This is a genomic window from Streptomyces sp. NPDC031274 (genome assembly GCF_055570235.1).
Genome location: NZ_JBVIHP010000428.1, coordinates 1 through 1,089, shown reverse-complemented (window position 1 = coordinate 1,089; position 1,089 = coordinate 1). Strand labels below are relative to the sequence as shown.

Sequence of the window (1,089 nt, the reverse complement as noted above, 5' to 3'; positions counted from 1 at the left end):
CGCCGGATCGAGCTTCCCGGACGTCCACGGCAGCTTACCGGGGCTCGCGCGTGCCGCCTCGTACGTGCCGTTCGTCAGCAGACAGACGATGGCGTGCGTGTCCGCCGCGCATTCCATGGGTGCGTGGCTGAGCTTGCCCTGCCACTTCTTCCAGCCCTTGGGACGCTGTGCGGCCACCTGGTCCACGACCCCGGAACGGTCCGCCGTGCCGTCCTCGTCGACCCCGGCCCGCGCCACCAGCTCGGCGACGGCGGCCGGGTCGGTCGGCCCCGGGTCCACCTTCCCGGGTGCCGCCGAGCCCCGGCCGCCGGACTCCTCGGACCAGGGGCTCCAGACGGCCAGCGCCCCGCCGAGCGCACCGGCCACCACGGCCAGGGCGACGGTGGCGAGCAGCGCGCGCGGGACCCGGCACCGGGGGCGGGCCGGGGCGGGCGGCGGCGACCCGCTCATCGTCGGCAGCTGATGCACGTCTACGGGGGCGGGCAGCCCGGGAGCGGTCACCGGATGCCCGGGCGCGGTCGCGGGGCTGCCCTGAGCGGTAGCGGGGCTGCCCTGAGCCGTCGCCGGGCGGCCCCCGCCCTCCGGCTCCGGCCAGAGCGGAACCGGCAGCAACGCCTGCCCCGACGCGCACAGTTGCTCCACGTCCCGCCGCGCCTCGCCGACGGCGTCCCGCACCGCCTCCGGCCACTCCGCGTTCGTGGCCGCGTCCCGCAGCCGCACGAACCGCTCCGCGACCTCCGCCGCGCCGGGCCGCTCGCCCGGATCCCGCGCCAGACACGCGGAAAGGATGTCCTTCAACTCATCGGGCATGGCGCCCAGTTCGGCCTCGGCCCGCGAGACCCGGTACAGGACTGCGGCCATCGGACCGTCTCCGAAGGGGTCCTGTCCCGTCGCCGCGTAGGCGAGCACCGACGCCAGGCAGAAGACGTCCGATGCCGCCACCACATGCCTGCCGCCCGCCACCTGCTCCGGCGACATGAAGCCCGGCGTCCCGACGAGCAGGCCCGAGTGGGTCATGGTCGTGGCGGACTGCACGCGGGCCACGCCGAAGTCGATCAGCTTGGGGCCGTCCTGGCCGAGCAGTACGTT

At 75.8% G+C, this 1,089-nt stretch carries 1 protein-coding gene; it reads right to left on the bottom strand.

Going from position 1 to position 1,089, the window contains the following annotated elements; translation table 11 throughout:
• On the bottom strand, positions 1-1,089 hold a 1,089-nt coding region (locus tag ACZ5CR_RS46920; RefSeq protein WP_468870182.1), incomplete at both ends, for a serine/threonine protein kinase.